Genomic DNA, 17732 nt, shown 5'->3' with positions numbered 1-17732 from the left:
TTTTGTTTGTCTTAGTGAGCTGTATTTAAAGCGGAACCCGCCTTGAACCATTTAATTTGTAAATCATTATACGTATGGTTAACCGGGAATGATTCTTGCGTACCATCCGCATGAAGAAGAACGGCCGTCAACGGTTTGCCCGGCTGAAAATCTTTCAATCCGATGATCGAGATATGGTCATTCTCGCGGATCTTGCTGTAATCCTCCTTATTGGCAAAAGTCAGTGCTAACATTCCTTGTTTCTTCAAGTTTGTCTCGTGGATACGGGCGAAACTCTTGGCTAGGATCACTTTTACATTTAGGAAGCGGGGCTCCATGGCTGCATGTTCCCGGGAAGAGCCTTCACCGTAGTTTTCTTCCGCTACGACGATCGAGGAAATACTATTTGCCTTGTATTGTTTCGCTACGGCAGAAACTGCTTCATATTCATTGTTCAGTTGATTCAATACAGAGTTTGTCTTCCCGTTGAAAGCGTTTACGGCTCCCATCAACATATTATCCGATATATTTTCCAAATGCCCACGGAAACGTAACCATGGACCGGCCATCGAGATATGATCCGTCGTACATTTACCTTCAGCCTTGATAAGAAGGGGCATATCCGTGAAATCCTCTCCATTCCAAGGAGCGAAAGGCTTTAATGCTTGTAGGCGGTTGGATTCCGGATCGATGTTCACCACTACGTTCTTACCCGTAGGTGCCAGATAGCCGTTATCCTTTACCTCGAAACCTTTCGGCGGAAAATCCGAGCCTTTCGGTTCTTTCAGTTTCACAACCTTACCATCCTCTGTCTTCAAGGTATCGGTCAAAGGATTGAAACATAGATCACCTGCGATGGTCAAGGCCAGTGTCAGTTCCGGAGAAGCGACAAAAGCATGTGTATTCGGATTACCGTCCGCACGTTTAGCGAAGTTACGATTGAATGAAGTAACGATCGAATTCTTACGGGTATTATCATCCGTATGACGTTTCCATTGTCCGATACAAGGACCACAGGCATTCGCCATAATGGTTGCGCCAATCCGTTCAAAATCACCGATAATACCATCTCTTTCTGCCGTATAACGGATTTGCTCGGAACCCGGGTTGATGATCAAGGGTGCCGCTACCGGTATTTTATCCTCATAAGCTTGGCGAGCAATAGATGCCGCACGGCTTAGATCTTGATAAGAAGAGTTGGTACAGGAACCGATTAATCCGACCTCCATCTTTCGGGGATAGCCATTCGCTTTTACTTTTGCGGCAAACTCCGAGATAGGCGTAGCTGCATCCGGCGTGAACGGACCGTTGATATGCGGCTCCAATTCGGAAAGGTTAATAACGATTACACGATCGTAAAACTTATCTGGCTCGGCACGAACGTCCATATCCGCTTCCAGATATTCACCGATAGCTTCGGCCCAGCTCGCTACCTCGTCACGTCCCGTGGCACGAAGATATTGAGCCATTGTATTATCGAATGGGAATAAAGAAGTAGTCGCTCCTACCTCGGCACCCATATTACAGATCGTAGCTTTTCCGGTCGCTGAGATGGAGGCGGTGCCCGGACCGAAATATTCGATGATAGCGTTCGTTCCACCTTTTACGGTTAAGATGCCCGCTAGCTTAAGAATCACGTCCTTCGGCGAGGCCCAACCATTCAAACTACCAGTTAACTTAACACCAATTAGTTTCGGCATCTTCAGTTCCCATTCCATTCCGGTCATGACATCCACGGCGTCGGCTCCTCCTACTCCGATAGCGACCATTCCAAGTCCTCCGGCATTCGGGGTATGTGAATCAGTTCCTACCATCATACCGCCGGGAAACGCATAATTTTCCAATACCACTTGATGGATAATGCCTGCTCCGGGTTTCCAAAAACCGATTCCATATTTATCGGAGACCGATTTCAAGAAATCATAGACCTCGCTATTGCTTTTGGTAGCCGTATCGATATCCGTCTTGGCTCCCATATTCGCTTGGATCAAATGGTCGCAATGCACGGTAGCCGGTACTGCGGATTTTTCTTTTCCGGCGTTCATGAATTGTAAAAGCGCCATCTGAGCGGTGGCATCTTGCATAGCCACACGGTCGGGACGGAAATTCACATAATCCTCACCTCTTTTGAAAAGGCGAGTCGAGTTTTCATCGTATAGATGCGCATATAAGATTTTCTCGGCCAAGGTCATCGGGCGACCACCGATACGTTCGCGGGCTGTGTCCACTCTTCTGGGGAAATTCGCATAGAAATTTCTAAGCATGTCAATGTCGTACACCATATTCATATTCGTTTTTTATTGTAAGCCTTTTCGCAAATATATTTATCTATAACCAGCTAAAATGTAATAAATAAGACATCTGCCAATGAGTCTTTGTTTTTATTATCAACAAATATATAATATAATGAAATACAATTTGTTCGATAATTTCTATGAGGTTATAGAGGTTATTTATAATTTCCCGGATAACTTAGAAAAACGGGCTAATCGCACGTTTATTAATAAAACGTACCATTAGCCCGTTTTGTTCAAGCCTTGGAGCTGTTTTTTCTACTTATCGAGACTTTCTTTCCATCTTTGGGCATAACTATGCAAAATAGATGCGATACCCTTTCCGATCCGGACATAATCTTCCCGTTTAAGGTTGGCTAAAGATGTGCGGATAGACCACTCGGGAGCATCAAAACCTCCTCCGTTCAGTAAAACCAAGGAAGTTTCCTGTGCCAGACGGAAAACGACATCCAGAGGTTCGTAATTCTTTTTTAGATATTCCACGAAATCATCCCCATAGAATTTCTTAGCCCAGACAAGCATATCGATCTCACTATAATATCCCGCACGCAAAGGGTCGTCTAATAAGGTGAATCCGGTGCTTTCCCACAATGTGTGTAAACGCTCGTGGATCATATCCTGCATCCTTTTCTTATAGGTATTTTCCGCATCTAATAGAGCGAAAGACGCAAACAGAGACATTTGTGTTTGTTGTGGCAAGGAAAGACCGGCCGTATGATTCAAGGCTACTTGACGGCTATCGGCTACCATACGATCAATAAAGCGGATATCCTCGGGATGTAAGGATAGACTGCTATATCGTTTTTTTAGAAGCTCCTGTTTATCTCTTGGCAATTCACGGATCATCCGGTCGTAAATATTATCTTGATGTAAAGCGATTATCGCCAATCTCCATCCGGTTGCCCCGAAATATTTGGAGAAAGAATAGACACATAACGTATTCTTTGGTAATTCGGCCATCATCGAGCGAAAATGCGGAATAAATGTTGCATACACGTCATCCGTAATAATCATAAGGTTGGGATTGTCGTTCCGTACGATCTCAACGATCCTATTCATCAATGCTTTTGTCAATCCGTATGAAGGCGGGTTGCTCGGGTTTGTTATGAAAGCGGCTTTCACGCTAGGATCTTTTAGGACATCTAAATCCTTTTCTTGATATTGCCACGTGTGATAGCCGTCTTTTGTCATCTTCAAAGCTTTTATCTCTATGACATTAAAAAGATAACGGGCCTGTTCCGGAATCTCTATATAAGGAGTGAATACCGGAGCGAAAAGGACGATCTTGTCTCCCTTATTCAACAAGAAATTCTGCTGCAAGGAATCGAAGATGTAACACATGGCGGCAGTTCCGCCTTCGGTAGCGAAAAGGTCGAATACTCCCTCGGGGGGCCGGTTGTCACATAATTCTTGGTCTAAATAATCCCGCACGAGCATTTCCGTATATTTCAAGATACGATCGGGAACCGGATATTGATCACCAATGACACCTTCCGCCCATTCATATACAAGCTCATTCTCATCTACACCTTTTTCCGTGACCAGATATTCATAGGTACCCTTCAATAAAGTAGCGCCGGGAGATTGCGCATGTTTCTTTAGAAACTGTACGAAGCGAGACGCGATCCTTTTGCGGTTGGGAACCCCTGCGGCTCCGGCCATCTCATCTGCCAATTCGGTTTCCCGCTGGCATTCCTCCAAGGCGAACTGCCCTAATAGGAAGAATGCCTCCCGTGGAACCGTACTGATCCAGTTTGGATTTCCCCTTCCTGCGTTCAGCATGATGTGCGTACTTTTACGAGCGCTCTCATCCGCTAACTCTATCAAGATGTTCTTTAGCTCGAAAGGGCTAATCTCCGACATCTTTTTCTCATATTCTCTCGTGACATGTATTTTCTTCTTGTCCATACATTATATATATTACATGATTAGCACAATAACGACACCCCAGATGATTAATAAAGTATTACCCACCGCATAGGTAACGGTATAGCCTAAGGCTGGAGTCTCACTTCCTACGGCATCTTCCACCGCTCCTAATGCGGCAGTTGTCGTACGTGAACCCGCCGTACAACCTAAAGTAATAGCCGGGTGGAACTTAAAAACGTAACGTCCCATCAGAATACCGATGATAAGCGGGATAGATGTCGCTAAAGCACCGATAATAAATAAACTTATACCGACTTCCTTCAATCCGGTCACGAAACTGGGACCCGCCGTGATACCGACTACGGCGATAAACATATTCAATCCCAAATTATTTAATATCCAGACGGAAGGCTCCGGAATACGCCCGAAGGTCGGATGCTTAGAACGAAGCCATCCAAAGACGAGCCCGGCTATCAAAGCACCTCCACTCGTACTTAGGCTAATCGGGACACCCCCGAAATGAATCGCGAGCGAACCTAAAATTCCCCCTAAGAAAATACCGATACCCACGAAAATCAAATCGGTCTGATTGGTTGGGCGATCGGGATATCCTAAAGCCGTCGCCGCTTTATTTACCTCTGATTTCATGCCTACCAATTCCAGCATATCACCGGAATCTATCACCGTAGCGGCCAAGACCGGGATATTGATACCCGCACGCCTTACGGACTTGATGCTAACACCATGCATGAACGATTGATTGCGTAAATAGCAGATCTTTTTCCCCACGTATTCCTTATGGATCACTAGTACGGGTAACGTCTCTGCCGGAAAATCAAGCAATTCAATGTCATTGACCTCGTCGCCAATCCAGTTCTCCTCTCCGATCACGAATTCCCGGCGACCGCTTAGGACAACCTCATTTCCGGTATGTAAAACCAAATCCGGTTTAACATCGGTTACTACATTATTAATACGGACACGCTCCACGAACAAATGCCGTCCTAATTGGTCCAGATATTCCTCCAACTGCTTTACGCTTTTACCCTCCTTGAACCATTCATTACTAATCTTATAGGCCCGGAAAGTTACCGGACGGGCGGCAGGCATAAAGCCCGGTTGCTCGCTCTCGTCGTTATTTCCCATTTTAGCCTCTAGCTCTTTACAGGCTTTTTTCACGTAGTCGAGTCCTCCTAAAAGACGTGGCCCGATATCACTCACTAACCATGCGGATCCTGCCGTACCGAAAATATAAGTTACCGCATAGGCCACGGGCATCACGTTGACCATAGCGCTTTTATCCGTATCGCTAATATTCATCTGTCCGATCGTATCTTCGGCAACTCCTAATACTGCCGACATCGTCTGGGAGCCCGCCAATAATCCTGCGGCCTCGCCTGCGTTATATCCCATAAGTTTCGCCAGTAAAAAAGGAGCGATCAAGCAAAACACACACATGACGGCGGCGAAAAGCATTTGAGGAAGACCTTCCTTTTTCAATCCCCGGAAGAACTGTGGCCCAACACTATATCCTACAGCGAAGAGGAACATCAAGAAAAAGACGGACTTTAACGGTCCGCTTATATCGATTTTTAATTGCCCGATCAATACACCGACCAATAATACGCTGGTAACCGTTCCCAGCGTGAACTTCTTTATCTTAAACTTGCCAATCCAGAAACCGAGAGCTAAGGTTATGAAAATAGCTAGCTCCGGATAATGTTGAAGTAAATTAGTTATCCATTCCATATCTATTTATTTAATGTTAAACAAAAAAGATGCTATTGAAACAGGGATTCTTTGAAAGATGTTGTTACTTTTCGGGATTATTTATATAAATTTGCGACCGCTTAGGTGATAGAGTTTGTCTACCGACAATTCTATAAAAGGGAATCCGGTTAGAATCCGGAACAGTGCCCGCTACTGTGAAGCTCTTGAAAAGGAAAGCGTTCTGCTATGCCACTGTCTTAAGAAAGATGGGAAGGTTGCTTTCCGAGCCAGTCAGGAAACCTGCCAAGCGAAGTAATGATTAATTCCTCCCGGGGTTAGGAGTAATTAAGAGGATAGAAATATCACCTATATCTAAAAGATGTTGGAGACGGAATAATACGTTGTCTCCGTGGGATTGATATGTAATCTAATTATTAATATATTCATATGATGAGGAAACACTTACTATCTTTCTTCCTGCTGGTCATCAGCCTAGTTTGTCGTGCGCACGATGGCGAGAATTTTGTAGCATCCGATTTATTCGCCTCTTTACAACCGGGCGATAAGGCCGCTTTATTGATGGTACATTTTGGAACAACCCATGATGATACCCGTGCCTTGACAATCGACGCGATCAATCAAAAAGCGAAAGAAGCTTTCAAAGATGTTGAGTTGCGTGAGGCATGGACTTCTCGCATTGTAATGCGCCGCTTAAAAGCTCGTGGCGTAGAGAAACTGAACCCGATCGAGGCCTTGGAAAAATTAAAGACTGATGGTTATACACATGTCTTGATCCAATCCACGAATATAATCGAAGGTATCGAGATGGAATCCTTACGTAAGGATGTTGCCACCATGAAATCTTCTTTCAAGGAGATTCGTATCGGTAATCCTTTATTGTATACACCGGAGGATTATGAGGCGGTAATCGCCGCTATCATAAAAAATGGGGCGAAAGAAGGCGCTACTTTATTGGTAGGCCATGGCACTTATACACCGGCGACGGCCCAATATGCTATGTTGGATTATATGTTGAAGGAGAAGGGATTCAAGGATTATTCCGTAGGAACCATCGAGGGCTATCCTACTTTTGATACGATGGTAGCCCAAGTAAAGGCCAATGGAACGAAGAAAGTCTTGTTGATGCCATTTATGTTTGTTGCCGGAGACCATGCGAAAAACGATATCGCCGGTGATTGGAAAGAGGAATTGGAAAAGAAAGGCTACGAGGTAAGCGTATTTATGGAAGGTCTGGGACAGAATCCGGATATCCAGAAGATCTTCATCGAACATGCCCGTTTCATGGCTAAACATAAGATGATCGATATCGTTGATAAGAAGAAAGCTTATGCGGTAGAGAAGGACTAAAAAAGTTCACTACACAATGTTTTTTATTCCTTTCGGAAGAAAAAGTAATTCCTTCCGAAAGAAACTAAATTTTCATTCGAAGGAAAATGGAATTTCTTTCGAAAGGGATTTCACATGCATACAATAAACAGTTATAATGCTAAATATATGAAAAGAGTTTTGACAATCTTACCGTTGACAGCCTTATGTATCAGTACGATGCAGGCACAACACAAGAATGAGTACACGAATTTCGCCGATACGACATTCAATATTCAAGAAGTCGTAGCGACCGCCGCACGCAAGCCACGTCCACAAATCACGAAGTTGGACGTACCTATGAAATATCTTCCTATTTCAATTAATAGCATTACGGCGAGTAGTTTGGAGTTGCGAGGTATCCGTAATATCCAAGATGCGGTACGCTTTATGCCGGGCGTACGATTCCAAACATCTTATGGCGCATTTCAACAATTGTCGATCCGTGGTTTCGATCATTCTATCATGATGATAGACGGTATCCGCGATGAACGTTCGGCAATAAACAACTCTTATCCCGTACCCGATCTATCCTGTATCGAGTCTATTGAATTATTAAAGGGACCGGCTTCTGTACTTTACGGACATTCAGCCGTAGGTGGAACCTTGAATATCGTTCGTAAATCCCCGTCAGAGAAACAGAGCGTTAACGCCCGATTGGCCTATGGTAGTTACGAGAATAAAGAGGCGACGCTTGGCATGGGCGGTAAATTGGTCGGTCCGGTCAATTATTACGCCAATGTCAACTTTTCCGATCAAGAGGGCTGGCGTGATAATGGCAACCGTCGCTTTTCCGGTTATCTGGCATTGCAAGCTAAAATGACGGAACGTGACCTATTAGATGTTCGTGGAGGTTTTAACCGCGACTTCTATGGAACGGAGATTGGTCTTCCCGATTTAATGGCAAATGATGTATATAATGCGCAAACAGGACAGTTATATCTCCATAAAAATGATATGCTACCGGGACTTGACCGTGAGGCTCGCTACAATAACGAGTCCGACTTTATGAAGAATCACGCTTGGAACATATCGACGCAGTACACACATACTTTTTGGAACAGTGCGAAACTAACAGATCGCCTTTCTTACAATAACGACGATATCAACTATTTTGGGACGGAAGCCCTCGACTATCTCGAAAGTGATGATCCGATCTATGATCATTATTATATGAAAAATGGCCAGAAAAAATATATCTGTTTGGACAGTGTATATCTTTCTTTCCCGCTTCGCTTCTCCCATATAGCCAAGACGGTAGCCAATACGCTCGAGCTAAGCGGTAAATTCAGGACGGGTGAGATAAAGCATACGTATATGGGAGGTTACTCTTTCGTCGCCTTGAATCGTACCAGCTATTCGGGATATAATTTAGGAGATGATGTTCAGGGTCCCGGCCTTTATTCGCATGTATCCGTTTATGATCCGCATAGCATGGGATATATGACCAGTAAATTCTCGAAAGCAACGGTTACGCATCATTATTCCAACAGCCTTTATCTTCAAGATATGGTTGAGTTCAACGAGCAATGGAAGGTATTAGCCGCTCTACGTTACGACTTTTTCCGTTATATGTCCGCCAGCGCTACAACTCCTACCGGACGACGTGAGTATGAGGAACATTCAAGCTTCAATATGATAAAGAATAAGGCGTTGACTTATCGTTTCGGAGCGGTCTATCTGCCCCATCCGAATACATCCATTTATGCTTCTTTCGCTTCTTTCTTCAAACCGATCCGTACGTTCTATCAAGATAATGTCGTTTATGTAGGAGGTGATGGAAATCGTTTCGAGCCTGCTCGCAATGAGGAAGTATTTAAGCCGGAGAAAGGATACCAAGCCGAGGTGGGGCTTAAATATCAATTGAACAATATATTAAGCGCCAATGCCAGCTTGTTCTATATCCGGAAGATGAACAGTACGGCTACGTTGACCAACAACTATCAAGTGGAGGAAAACGGCGAGACTACCACGATGAGCGTAATCGGACAGGTGGGTGTACAAGATTCCAAGGGTTTTGATTTTGATGTCACTCTTTCTCCGGTAAGCACCTTAGCGCTGACGATCGGTTATGGATTGAACGACTCCAAGATCCGGGAGATGAAAGAAATAAAGGATCCGGAATTGATCGAGGCTATCTATGGCAATAACCCGGATGAGACAAAGCAACAATTGAATAGCCAAGAAGGAAACTGGCAGAGCAACGTACCGAACCAGACTTTCTACGCATACGGCAGTTATACCATCCCTCGGGGTGTCTTGAAGAATCTGGAATTTCACTTGAGTAGCAGTTATACCGGTAAAGTATACCGTAATACATCTAACAACTCTTGGTTCGATCCGTATTGGGTAACCGATTTCGGTATGTCTTATTTGTTGAACAACAATATTCACCTTACATTCAACTTGAATAACTTGTTTGACAACAATTATTATAACCAAGCGCTCGGACAACAGATGGTGCCAAGCATGCCTCGTAATTTCCAAGTGGCTATCTCCTATACATTATAATATATAGAACATACGCTCATGAATCTATTGACAAAGATCATGCAATTTATACACAGGATACTGGGCACGGCACTCAGTATCCTGTTCCTCGTTTGGTTCCTATCGGGATTGGTAATGATCTACCATACGTTCCCGCGAGCGGACCGGGCCGATAAACGGGCGAAGATGGATATTCTCTCTCCGGAGAATCTTCCTTCGTTAGACCAGATAGAGAAACGTTTACCGCAGAACGAGCGGATAAACCATGTTACCTTAAACAGCTATTTGGGACAAACTGTTTTTCATCTCCGGACGGAGAAAGGGAGCTATGATATTCCTGCCGACTCGACGGAAAGATTACCCGTAATCGACTGGAATCATATCCAACGTGTGGCATCACTATGGAATACCTCTTCCATAGCGAAGGTAGATTCCTTGTACACCTTGGACCAATGGATTCCATTCGGTCGTTTAAAAGAGGAATTTCCGATCTATAAATTCCATTTCGCCGATCCGGAACGACATGAATTATACATATCCTCTAAATCCGGGGAGGTTTTGCAATATACGGATAAAAACAGTCGTTTCTGGGCTTGGCTCGGGGCGATCCCTCATTGGGTCTATTTCACTTCCTTGCGGCAAGACGCTGAATTATGGATAAAGGTAGTTGTCTGGTTATCCGGAATCGGGTGCGTTATGTGTATCGCCGGGATCTATTTAGGAATACGGGATTTCCGGTTAGCGAGGAGACGTCATTTGATTTCCCCTTATAAGAAGTTCTGGTATAAATGGCATCATATTCTTGGGGTGTTATTCGGTTTATTCGTCCTCACCTTCTGCTTTAGTGGTATGATGTCTTTGGCTCGTGTACAGGATTGGGGGTTGAAAGCCAAGCTCGATATAAACCCGGTTCAAGAACTGCGGAAGATGGCTCCTTCCCCACTCGATTATCCGTTGGATTACAGGGCGGTCGTACAAGCCTATCCCGGCCAGATCCGTCAATTGGAATGGAGTAGTTTTGGTGATATACCCTTTTACATCGTACAAACAGACACGAAGGATATTGTCGTGAACGCAAATAAGAGTGACGGGATATCTTTATTGAACCTGCGACCGGAAGAAATCCGTTCCGTATTGTCTCAGATACATGGTATCGGGACCACGGCTGATATCAAACTGTTGGATGCTTATGATACGTATTATATCTCACGAAAAAGGAATTTAGAACTCCCGGTCTGGAAAGTATCTATTCAAGACGTGGATAATAGTTGTTATTACATTAATCCCCGTAATGGACAATACCGTTATGTAAATACGCCGTCTCGTTGGAACCATTGGATGTATCCGGCATTGCATAGCTTGAATCTGAAATTCTTGGTAGATCATCCGGTCTTATGGAATATCGTGATGTGGGGAACCATGTTGGGAGGCACGTTCGTTTCCTTATCCGGTGTATGGCTTGCGATAAAATATATCAGGCGAAAAGCGAGAAGAAAGAAGTAAAGCCTGTATATTTGTATTATATTTATTGAGAACATTGTATTATAAAATAGATTTGAATGAATAAAGGCAAGATTATAGTCGCCGGAATCGGCCCCGGTAGCGAGGCCGATATAACGCCTGCGGTTTTGGCCGCTATCCAAAGCTCGGATGTCATCATAGGATATAAATATTATTTCCGTTTTATCACCCACTTGCTTCGTGAGGGAACGGAATGTATAGATACAGGTATGAAACGTGAGCAAGCTCGTGCCGAGCAAGCTTTCGCTTATGCGAACGAGGGAAAGACGGTTTGCGTGATCAGTTCCGGTGACGCCGGTATTTATGGCATGACTCCTCTGATTTATGAGATGAAGAAAGAATCCGGAAGCGAGATCGAGATCGAGTCGTATCCGGGCATCAGCGCTTTCCAGAAAGCTGCGTCCTTGCTTGGCGCTCCTATCGGACATGATTTCTGTGTGATTTCCCTCTCAGACTTGATGACTCCTTGGGAACTGATCGAGAAACGGATTCACGCGGCGGCCATGGCCGATTTTGTTACGGCGATCTATAATCCAAAAAGCGAGGGACGTTATTGGCAACTCTATCGTTTAAAAGAATTGTTCCTGCAAGAACGCAAGCCGGAGACTCCGGTCGGTTATGTACGTCAGGCCGGACGGGAGGAGCAAGAAGTATTCGTCACTACGCTCGCAGATCTGGACCCCGAGCAGATCGATATGTTTACGGTAGTCTTGATCGGAAACTCACAAACATATCTTTCCGGGAATCATATGATCACTCCCCGGGGATATTATGGCGAGATCAAACAAAAGAAAATGGATACGGGTATCGGACAGGACATCATGATCCGTAGTTTCCGTACGATCGAGAAGGAATTGAAAAACCAAGAGATCCCGTTGGATAAGAAATGGGCGTTACTCCATGCCATTCATACGACGGCCGATTTCGATATGGAAAATATCCTTTATGCCGACCCGGATGCTGTCTCTACATTATATAATAAGATCAACGGCGGGGAAGTTCCTACGATCATCACCGATGTCACGATGGCTGCTTCCGGCATTCGTAAGGGAGCTCTGCAACGTCTGGGTGTCGAAGTGAAATGCTACCTTCAAGACGAGCAGGTCGCTGAGATGGCTTCGAGCAAAGGAATTACCCGTACTCAAGCCGGTATTCGTCGGGCCGTGGAAGAGCATCCGACCGCTCTGTTTGTCTTCGGGAACGCCCCGACCGCCCTTATGGAATTATGCGATTTAATACGTAAAGGTAAAGCCACTCCAGCTGGCATTATCGCGGCTCCGGTAGGTTTCGTACATGTGCAGGAATCCAAACATATGGTGAAACCTTTTATCGGTATACCGAAACTAATCGTGGAAGGTCGTAAAGGAGGTAGTAATTTAGCGGCTACGCTAGTGAATGCCATCCTTTGTTTTAATGACGCAGAACAATTAAAGCCGGGAAGAGACGTATGAACCGATTTTATGTCATAGGGCTGGATGATAATATGCGGCAATACTTTCCGCCGGAGGTATTGGAGATAATCTCGTCCCACCGGGTGTTCTCCGGAGGCGTGCGGCATCATGAGATCGTACGTTCGCTCTTGCCCGAGAAAGCGGACTGGATCGATATAAAAGTCCCGTTGGACGAGGTCTTCGATCGCTATCGTTCGTACGACGGTCGGGAAAGCATCGTTGTATTCGCTTCCGGAGATCCTTTGTTTTTCGGATTCGCCGTTACGATTCAAAACCGATTGCCGGATGCGCAAATCCGCCTGTACCCGTCATTTAATACCTTGCAACTCTTGGCACAAAATCTATTGATGCCTTACCACGATATGCGGATCGTCTCCCTTACCGGACGGCCTTGGCACGAGTTCGATCGTGCCTTGATCGAAAGTGCGTCTAAGATAGGCGTGCTCACGGATCGGGAACATACGCCTACGACTATCGCTCGCCGGATGCTGGAATACGGCTATGATAATTATACCATGTTCGTGGGAGAACGATTAGGAAATACCGAACGGCAGAGCATCCGCCAATTCAGTATACAAGCCGCAGCAATGAATAATTTCGTTCATCCGAATTGCTTGATTCTCCGGAAAGAGCGTGACGGGCATTCCCGTAAGTTCGGCCTGCCGGATTCCGCTTTCGAGCATTTGAACGGACGGGAGAAGATGATAACCAAAATGCCGATCCGTTTGTTATCTTTAAGCATGCTGGATCTGATAAACCGGGAACGTTTTTGGGATATCGGCTTTTGTACGGGTTCTGTCTCGATAGAGGCTAAATTGCTGTTCCCGCATTTGCATATCACGAGTTTTGAGATCCGGGAAGAGGGACGAAAGTTAATGACTGAGAATTGTCATCGTTTTGGGACTCCGGGTATCGAGGCTATAATCGGAGATTTCTTATCGGTGGATTTATCAGCGTTGGAGGCTCCGGATGCAATCTTTATCGGCGGACATGGCGGGAAATTAGTGGAGATCCTTATGGTAGTTTCCAAAAAGATGAAAGAGAGCGGTGTCATCGTCTTCAACTCCGTATCCGACGAAAGCAAAGCGCTTTTAGAGGAAGCGGTCCGCCAAACCGGTCTTCGGATATCCGCCCAAACCCGTATCACGATTGATGATTTTAATACGATTACCGTGAATGTTATTTATAAATTATGAGTACAATATCAATTATTCCAATATCCGATAGCAGCCGGGTGCTTGCTGAGCGAATTCTAGCCTCTTATCCCGAGGCGAAGATCTTACCATTCGGCTCTTTCTCAAAAGAGTTTTTTCACGAATCCAGTAGTTTGGTATTTATAGGAGCGATGGGAATTTGCGTACGCAGTATCGCTCCCTTCGCGGAAGATAAGCATACTGATCCTGCCGTGGTTTGTATAGATAGTACCGGCAAATACGTGATTCCTGTCTTATCCGGACATATCGGTGGAGCGAACGATCTTTCCAAAGAGTTAGCGAACCTATTAGGAGCCGAAGCGATTATTACGACACAAAGCGACAACGCAAACCTATGGGCGCTCGATACATTAGGGAAGAAATACGATTGGACCTTGATCGTCAAAGATAGCAATGCCGCCATCTCCACTTTTGTCAATGGAAAACCGACAGCGCTACTCCTTGATATACGAGATAAAGGAACGGATTATTTGGAGCGTACGGTCCCGTCTCATGTCTCTATCTTTTATTCCTTCGAGGCGATACCGCAGCAAGACTATGAGTTATTGATGATCGTCAGTCCCAAACAATACGATACATCCATCCATACGATCACCTATATACCGAAAGTCCTCCACCTAGGAATGGGTTGCCGCAAGGATATGCAAGGCGATCCTACGGTCGTTTACGAACATATTAAAGATGTATTGCGTGATAAACGCCTGTATCCGGAGGCCTTGGCGGATGTAAATACAATCGATTTGAAGAAATGCGAACCGGTGCTGACATTACTGGCTTATGGAGTTATGGAATGCCCTTTCCACACCTATACATCGGAGGAGCTGAAAGAAATCCCGGTACCCAATCCCTCGGAGAAAGTACTGGAGGTAACCGAATCCCCAAGTGTATCGGAAGCTTCCGCCATTTATGCGGCTCATGGCGGTCCGCTTTTGGTCGAGAAGCAAAAAGCGGATTTAGGGAAAGGAAATGAATATACCTTTGCCGTAGCGTTAGATCGGACGGCCTGCCGTGAGGGACATATCGAGATCGTAGGAGCCGGTCCCGGCGATCCGGACTTGATCTCTATCCGCGGGCGGCAAATGTTGGAGAAAGCTGATTTGATCCTGTATGCAGGAAGCCTCGTCCCGAAAGAACTTACCTTATGCGCAAAGGCAGGCGCTACGGTGCGAAGCTCGGCGGATATGAATCTGGAAGAACAGTTCGCGTTGATGAAAGAGTTTTATGATAAAGGATTGTTTGTCGTTCGTTTGCACACGGGCGATCCTTGCATCTATGGAGCTATTCAAGAGCAAATGAATTACTTTGATCAATACGGGATGGATTATCATATCACTCCGGGTATTTCCTCTTTCCAAGCCGCCGCCGCCGCTCTTTATTCCCAGTTCACGATTCCGGAGAAAGTACAAACGATCATCCTCACTCGTGGCGAAGGACGTACGCCCATGCCTGAGAAAGAGCAACTGCACAAACTGGCTCAAAGCCAAAGTACGATGTGTATCTTCTTAAGCGCCGGTGTCGTAGAGAAGGTCCAAGAGGAATTATTGCGACATTACGCTCCAACCACTCCGGTAGCCGCTTGCTATAAATTGACATGGAAAGACGAGCGGATCTACCGTGGGCAACTGAAAGATCTCGCCAAGATCGTAAAGGAGAATCATCTTACGTTGACGACATTACTTGTCGTCGGGGATGCCATCGATAACCGCAAGGGCCTATCTCGCTTATATGCGGATGAATTCAAACATCTTTTCCGTAAGTAATGATACTGATTCTTGGAGGAACGACAGAAGGCCGTGTGGCTGTGCGGGTAGCGGACGAGGCAGCCGCTACCTATTACTATTCTACGAAAGGAACTTTGCAATCCATTGAATGCGCTCATGGAATCCGTTTGACCGGAGCCATGAATGCGGAGGAAATGGAGTGTTTTTGTCGTGACCACGCAATTAAGCTATTGATCGATGCGGCACACCCTTTCGCTCAAGTGTTACACCAAACGATCGAACAGGTATCGAAATGCTTACGGATTCCGGTGATTCGTTACGAACGTCGGTATCCACTTCGTGATGAGGACTTGATTTGGTGCGATAGTTATGCAGACGCAATTCGCCAAATGGAAAATAAAGGTATCCAACGGCTACTTGCCCTCAGTGGCGTGAACACCCTTGCCCCGCTCCGTCCTTATTGGCGATCGCATACCACTTGGTTACGTATATTGGAGCGGGAGGAATCTTTGTCGTTGGCCGAGAAGCAGGGCTTCCCCCAAGAAAGTCTGGTTTTCTATCGAGAAGGCGAGGATGAGTTAAAGTTGTTGGAGCAACTCCATCCGGACGCCATCTTGACAAAGGAAAGTGGTTTCTCCGGCTATTTTACGGATAAAGTGAACGCTGCCCGCCAATTCGGAATACCAGTATTTGTCGTGAAGCGTCCCGCATTACCGGAAACTTTCTACCGAGTGTATGGTGAAGACGGATTGCGCAAACAAATTGAACGCCTATTACCAGAATTCTTTCCCTTGAAAAGCGGATATACGACCGGAGCTTGTGCTACCGCCGCCGCAAAAGCCGCTTTATTGGCCTTATTATCACGGAAGGAACAAACAGAAAGCCAGATAACATTACCCTCGGGAGAACAGATAACGTTGCCGGTAGCCTATACCGAATGGGCCGGGTGTTCCGCCGCCACCTGTACCGTGATCAAGGAGTCTGGGGATGATCCGGACGTGACGAATCATAGCCGGATCCGGGTTACTGTTCAATTATCTCCCGATGCATCCGGTTGTGCCATCGCCGTGGCAGAGTCGTGCCACGATGATGGCACAGCTGTGCCAAGCCGATGGCACAAGCGTGCCACGGTAATGGCACAAGAAGAACATTGTCAAGAAACAGAAAGCGACGATACGGGAAGAGTCATCTTCCAAGCAGGTGAAGGAGTCGGAACCGTGACCCTTCCGGGACTCGGCTTGAAAGTCGGCGGCCCGGCTATAAACGCCACGCCCCGTAAGATGATCCGGCAAGAGCTGATTCCACTCCTGCCCTCACCCGATTCCGTCGCTATTGTCACGGTCTCGGTTCCCGGTGGCGAGGAGTTGGCGAAACGTACCTTCAATCCGAAACTTGGAATTATCGGGGGAATCTCCATTATCGGGACATCCGGAATTGTGCGTCCTTTCTCATCGGACGCTTTTATCGCCTCGATACGGAAAGAAGCCAGTGTCGCCAAAGCGATAGGTTGCGAGACGTTGGTTATTAATTCCGGGGCGAAGAGTGAACGCTACCTTCGGAGCTTATACGCTTCTTTGCCTCCACAATCATTCGTCCATTACGGGAACTTTATCGGAGAGACGCTAAAGATCGCTGCCGATTTAGGTTTCAAGCAGGTTATCTTAGGCATCATGATCGGCAAGGCGGTGAAACTTGCGGAAGGTTTCCTAGATACACACAGCAAAAAAGTCGTCATGAACAAAGGCTTCCTTCAAGATGTAGCGAAAGAAGCGAAATGCGAGGAGGCGACCGTAGATGCAATCAATCGGATTACGTTGGCCCGTGAATTATGGGAGCTTCTTGCGGAAAAAGAACAAAATCGTTTCTTCCCATTACTTTTACAAAAATGTAAATCGTATTGCGCTCCCATCCTTCACGACGGCGAACTAACCTTGCTGTTAATATCCGAAGAGGGCAAGGTCTTATACCAATCTTAGCTGTAGAGACGCAGCACGCACGCTACGTATCTACAACCCCCAGACTGTAATAGCATTTCTTTTTAGCTGTTTATTCTTTTTTATTAGGGATTCTTTAAGAATACATATTAGGAGGATTTCG

General features: G+C 45.8%; 10 protein-coding genes and 1 riboswitch. Of the genes, 7 read left to right on the top strand and 3 right to left on the bottom strand.

The features are described from left to right. Positions 1 to 11: 11 nt before the first annotated feature. The 3 genes from CI960_RS09090 to aspT all read right to left on the bottom strand — a co-directional run bounded on the left by CI960_RS09090 (position 12) and on the right by aspT (position 5891). A complete protein-coding gene (locus tag CI960_RS09090) occupies positions 12 to 2261 on the bottom strand; it encodes an aconitate hydratase (protein ID WP_005856986.1) in 2250 nt (749 codons plus the stop codon). 270 nt (positions 2262 to 2531) lie between these two features. Then, positions 2532 to 4181 (bottom strand): bifunctional aspartate transaminase/aspartate 4-decarboxylase, encoded by a 1650-nt coding sequence (locus CI960_RS09085; RefSeq protein ID WP_005856989.1) that lies wholly within the window; start codon positions 4179 to 4181, stop codon positions 2532 to 2534. 12 nt (positions 4182 to 4193) lie between these two features. Continuing rightward, the gene (aspT, locus tag CI960_RS09080) at positions 4194 to 5891 is read right to left on the bottom strand and encodes an aspartate-alanine antiporter (protein WP_005856991.1); all 1698 of its coding nucleotides are present in this window, start codon (positions 5889 to 5891) and stop codon (positions 4194 to 4196) included. Between the two features lie 86 nt (positions 5892 to 5977). Next, positions 5978 to 6175: riboswitch (cobalamin riboswitch) on the top strand. 127 nt (positions 6176 to 6302) lie between these two features. Here aspT and CI960_RS09075 point away from each other — a divergent pair. The 7 genes from CI960_RS09075 to cbiD all read left to right on the top strand — a co-directional run bounded on the left by CI960_RS09075 (position 6303) and on the right by cbiD (position 17611). Then, positions 6303 to 7220, top strand: coding sequence for a sirohydrochlorin cobaltochelatase (locus tag CI960_RS09075; protein ID WP_005856993.1), 918 nt, complete (start codon positions 6303 to 6305; stop codon positions 7218 to 7220). A 147-nt stretch (positions 7221 to 7367) separates the two neighbouring features. After that, complete coding sequence (locus tag CI960_RS09070; RefSeq protein WP_036628710.1) at positions 7368 to 9749, top strand: TonB-dependent siderophore receptor; 2382 nt, start codon at positions 7368 to 7370, stop codon at positions 9747 to 9749. 18 nt (positions 9750 to 9767) lie between these two features. Then, positions 9768 to 11231 carry a PepSY domain-containing protein gene (locus tag CI960_RS09065; protein WP_005856997.1) on the top strand — a complete coding sequence of 488 codons (1464 nt, stop codon included), beginning with the start codon at positions 9768 to 9770 and terminating at the stop codon, positions 11229 to 11231. Between the two features lie 56 nt (positions 11232 to 11287). Then, on the top strand, positions 11288 to 12700 hold the full coding sequence (cobJ, locus tag CI960_RS09060; protein ID WP_005856999.1) for a precorrin-3B C(17)-methyltransferase: 1413 nt from the start codon (positions 11288 to 11290) through the stop codon (positions 12698 to 12700). Beyond that, positions 12697 to 13896 (top strand): bifunctional cobalt-precorrin-7 (C(5))-methyltransferase/cobalt-precorrin-6B (C(15))-methyltransferase, encoded by a 1200-nt coding sequence (locus tag CI960_RS09055; RefSeq protein ID WP_005857001.1) that lies wholly within the window; start codon positions 12697 to 12699, stop codon positions 13894 to 13896. Before cobJ ends, CI960_RS09055 begins: the two co-directional genes overlap by 4 nt. Next, entirely contained in the window at positions 13893 to 15674 is a 1782-nt protein-coding gene (gene cobM / locus CI960_RS09050; RefSeq protein ID WP_094582327.1) for a precorrin-4 C(11)-methyltransferase, read from the top strand. Before CI960_RS09055 ends, cobM begins: the two co-directional genes overlap by 4 nt. Beyond that, the gene (gene cbiD / locus CI960_RS09045) at positions 15674 to 17611 is read left to right on the top strand and encodes a cobalt-precorrin-5B (C(1))-methyltransferase CbiD (RefSeq protein ID WP_005857005.1); all 1938 of its coding nucleotides are present in this window, start codon (positions 15674 to 15676) and stop codon (positions 17609 to 17611) included. Before cobM ends, cbiD begins: the two co-directional genes overlap by 1 nt. Positions 17612 to 17732 lie beyond the last annotated feature (121 nt).

Origin of the sequence: Parabacteroides sp. CT06 (assembly GCF_002257605.1) — a bacterium.
GTDB classification, from domain to species: Bacteria; Bacteroidota; Bacteroidia; order Bacteroidales; family Tannerellaceae; genus Parabacteroides; species Parabacteroides distasonis.
The sequence above is the reverse complement of the archived record's forward strand: the minus strand, read 5'-3'. Positions and strand labels throughout refer to the sequence as shown.

What these genes read in the sequence shown, in the direction of transcription:
- CI960_RS09065 (WP_005856997.1), top strand. Translation starts at nt 9,768, where the DNA reads ATGAATCTATTGACAAAGATCATGCAATTTATACACAGGATACTGGGC.
- CI960_RS09090 (WP_005856986.1), bottom strand. Translation starts at nt 2,261, where the DNA reads ATGGTGTACGACATTGACATGCTTAGAAATTTCTATGCGAATTTCCCC.
- CI960_RS09075 (WP_005856993.1), top strand. Translation starts at nt 6,303, where the DNA reads ATGAGGAAACACTTACTATCTTTCTTCCTGCTGGTCATCAGCCTAGTT.
- CI960_RS09085 (WP_005856989.1), bottom strand. Translation starts at nt 4,181, where the DNA reads ATGGACAAGAAGAAAATACATGTCACGAGAGAATATGAGAAAAAGATG.
- CI960_RS09070 (WP_036628710.1), top strand. Translation starts at nt 7,368, where the DNA reads ATGAAAAGAGTTTTGACAATCTTACCGTTGACAGCCTTATGTATCAGT.
- CI960_RS09055 (WP_005857001.1), top strand. Translation starts at nt 12,697, where the DNA reads ATGAACCGATTTTATGTCATAGGGCTGGATGATAATATGCGGCAATAC.
- cobM (WP_094582327.1), top strand. Translation starts at nt 13,893, where the DNA reads ATGAGTACAATATCAATTATTCCAATATCCGATAGCAGCCGGGTGCTT.
- aspT (WP_005856991.1), bottom strand. Translation starts at nt 5,891, where the DNA reads ATGGAATGGATAACTAATTTACTTCAACATTATCCGGAGCTAGCTATT.
- cobJ (WP_005856999.1), top strand. Translation starts at nt 11,288, where the DNA reads ATGAATAAAGGCAAGATTATAGTCGCCGGAATCGGCCCCGGTAGCGAG.
- cbiD (WP_005857005.1), top strand. Translation starts at nt 15,674, where the DNA reads ATGATACTGATTCTTGGAGGAACGACAGAAGGCCGTGTGGCTGTGCGG.